The sequence below is a fragment of the Scytonema sp. PCC 10023 genome (genome assembly GCF_963920835.1).
GTDB lineage: Bacteria > Cyanobacteriota > Cyanobacteriia > Cyanobacteriales > Nostocaceae > Kalymmatonema.
Window position 1 is genome coordinate 1 of the sequence record NZ_CAWUDP010000245.1, and the last position, 2,921, is coordinate 2,921.

The 2,921-nt window shown below is 43.3% G+C and carries 3 protein-coding genes and 2 pseudogenes; all 5 read right to left on the minus strand.

Going from position 1 to position 2,921, the window contains the following annotated elements:
* Window positions 1-53: 53 nt before the first annotated feature.
* The 5 genes and pseudogenes from ACM0OZ_RS48325 to ACM0OZ_RS48345 all read right to left on the minus strand — a co-directional run bounded on the left by ACM0OZ_RS48325 (window position 54) and on the right by ACM0OZ_RS48345 (window position 2,893).
* On the minus strand, window positions 54-581 hold the full coding sequence (locus ACM0OZ_RS48325) for a tyrosine-type recombinase/integrase (RefSeq protein ID WP_414590071.1): 528 nt from the start codon (window positions 579-581) through the stop codon (window positions 54-56).
* A gap of 257 nt (window positions 582-838) precedes the next feature.
* Window positions 839-2,259 (minus strand): annotated as a pseudogene (locus ACM0OZ_RS48330) (ISKra4 family transposase).
* Between the two features lies 1 nt (window position 2,260).
* Window positions 2,261-2,503 carry a hypothetical protein gene (locus ACM0OZ_RS48335; RefSeq protein WP_414585624.1) on the minus strand — a complete coding sequence of 81 codons (243 nt, stop codon included), beginning with the start codon at window positions 2,501-2,503 and terminating at the stop codon, window positions 2,261-2,263.
* Between the two features lie 20 nt (window positions 2,504-2,523).
* A pseudogene (locus tag ACM0OZ_RS48340) lies at window positions 2,524-2,604 on the minus strand (hypothetical protein); the annotation flags it as partial.
* Window positions 2,591-2,893 (minus strand): plasmid pRiA4b ORF-3 family protein, encoded by a 303-nt coding sequence (locus ACM0OZ_RS48345; RefSeq protein WP_414590072.1) that lies wholly within the window; start codon window positions 2,891-2,893, stop codon window positions 2,591-2,593. The pseudogene ACM0OZ_RS48340 and the gene ACM0OZ_RS48345, both read right to left, overlap by 14 nt.
* Window positions 2,894-2,921: the final 28 nt, after the last annotated feature.

Below are 2,921 nucleotides of genomic sequence, written 5' to 3' on the forward strand. Positions count from 1 at the left end.
GAGAGCGATTTTTTTCGGGGGAGGTGGGGGACAATTAGCCAGGGTTTTAAACATCAATCATCCCAAAGCCCATGAAACTTGGTAGATGCAAGTTCGGTGTAACGAACAGTATGCTGAATATTCTTATGCCCCAAATAACTCTGAATTGTTCGGGTATCAATGTCTCGATTCGCCTTGGGATAACCTGTTCCATGCCGCAGCATATGAGCATGAACTCTTAAAGGTAAACCAGCTAATTCACCAGCTCGCTCAACAATGCCGGCGATCGTATCATGTGCCAACGGGCCACGTCGAGAAGACTGGAAAATATAGGGACTAGCAGGATAATCTTGTTGTAATTTCCGGAGAGAGCGAATTTCTTCAGAGTAAAGAGGATGAGTAGATGGAGTGCCTTTTTTGACTCGCTTCACGTAAATTGTGCCACCATTCCAATCTATTTGCTCCCACCGCAACGATGCCACCTCTGCCACTCGCAATCCATGACGGTAGCAAAGCAAAATTATGGTTGAATCTCGGTGAGCATGGCGACCCTTTGATTTTTTGATAGCTGACCGCATCGCAGAGACTTCTTCTGGTAGCAAATGCTCCCTAGTCCTGATCTCGGAGTACTTGCGAGAGTTAGGCGATTGACGTTCTTGTTTTTCGGTTTTACCAAATGAGCGGTGGTTGGACGGTTTGTGATGTCATGACTCAACCCCCTGAAAATCTTGGGGTATGTGAGTTGATTTTACCAACTTACGCTCCTTAGTTGGTAAGCACTAAGACATAAAAACAGACCAGCATTTTACAGTGAATCGTCAAATAACAAGTAATTTAAATTACCTTTAATATCGAGCATTTAAGCGACATGAGGTACTTGTTGGGTTGGCTTGCTATTTACTCTAAAACCAGGATACCATTGCTGGAATTTGCTCTCTAACTCTTGATTGAGAACTAACATTCTCACCTGGAGCAGAAGATGAACACCTTTGGGTGTCCACCGCATCTGCTGTTTCTTGACAAACCGCTTGCTAATGACTTGATTAACCGTTGATTCCACAAATCCAGTAGCAATGGCTTCACCCGGCACGCCAACGTTCTCCATAATTGGGGATATAAGACCCATTGTTGGCAATGTAGGTTTCAAACTCCCGCAACATCTTCAAGAGCTTTTTTAGCTCTATTCGGCTATTTCCATCAAAAATCACGATTTCTAGGTCATCAACAAGGTCTTTTACAAGTTGCAATGCTCTGAACACATTTCCATGCCACAGATACCACTTAATTCGTTCTAGTTCTTTGGGTATGTCTGTATCTAGTTCGGTATCTTTTTTGTTAAGTCCTTTTGCTGTCTGACTCATCACCGTCAGTCGCATGGTGATGTGAAACCAATCCAGTAGGTATTCTGCATTGGGATTGAGATAAAGTTGTAGTTCCCGTATCTTCTCATCACCGTCTGACAGGAAAGTTACTTGTTGATTCATCTGCATTCCTTGAGAAGTCAACACCTCAAAGATCCGACGCTGGGGTTTGGTATCGTAACAATAAACTCCACCAAACTGCTTAGATGTGCCGTCTGCTTTTATACTCTTACCAACGATAACTTCAAAGTTACCTTTAGAGCGCGATTTTTTATCGTAGGAACGAACATATCCGCCATCCATTCCCAGTACCAACGGTAAATCAGGTCGGGGCAATTCCTCCCAATCTCTTGGACAGCCTTCAATGTATACTCCCTTTTCTTCCCCCAACTCGTCTTCTAGGCGTTGACCAATTTTGTGTAAGTTATTCCTTACCGATGTAGTGTTTATTTCTCCTTCTATTGGTAATACTTCCTGCAATAGTTTCACAGACAGTCCGTAAGACATCAAAGACCCAAACTTGGACTCCAGATACAATAGTTCTCTGGAAGTGCGTTCTGGTAGTAAGTTGGCTAATGGGTTAAAGCTACGGGTTGGTTGTTCTTGACACGGGCAGTGAAATAGTCGATGGCATTGGAGATGTAACTTGCGCTCGCAACGTGCGGTATACAATTTTGCGTTTGTCTTTATGCAACAGTTTCTTGCAACAGTGCAAACATAATTCCTGTTGTTGAGAATACTCTGCCACTTGTTGCTCGGCTAGGGTGTGTTGGAGGTTTTGTAGTAATGTTTTGGCTTCTGCTAGTTTTAGTCCCAAGTTTTCTGGCTGTAAAGCACCACGCTCAAGAAGCATAATTTCTTGGACAACTTGGGAATCTCTATTGTCTGACTCCACAACTATTTGGATTTTGACTTTCACACTATTTCAATACAAATAACATCTCTTTATCCCCAGCCGCGTATTGCTGTAACCGTTGGTTGATTTTTGGGCGGTCAAAATGGTCAACCATTAACCATTGGCGTAGTTCGTACATCTCTTCAATATTGCCAGGGATATCACCTTCATCCATAAAGTACTGCACCGAGAAGCTATATATCTTACCGAGTATTCCTGCTTTTGTGCCATGAACTCCCACGAGCCACCACAGTCTTCTGGAGGACAAGCACGTTGACCACTAATGCACACTGGATAAAAGCAATTTGATTTGGAAGTGAGAATTGCTTCGACCCGAATTTGATGCTGCCAGTTATCACCTTTCGTCATATTCGTATAAAAAACGCTCTCGCATTCGCCAGCCAAAATCTGATAATTTGACTTCTTTTGGGTCGTCAGAAAACCACATTCCCCCAATTTGTGCAATCCCGTAATGCTTACCGTGGATTATAAAGCGATGTAAGTGGGAATCAGTCCACCCCATTGCTATCTGGATAATGTAGTGCAAATCGGCGATTGTGCTGTCGCTGCGGATTTTTATCCTACGCCAAATCATGGGACTGATGCCCAGGATAAAAATATGAAGCTGGTAGATAACAAGTTGCTCAGAATCGCTCATTGGGTCATCTTACCGCATTGCCAGTACC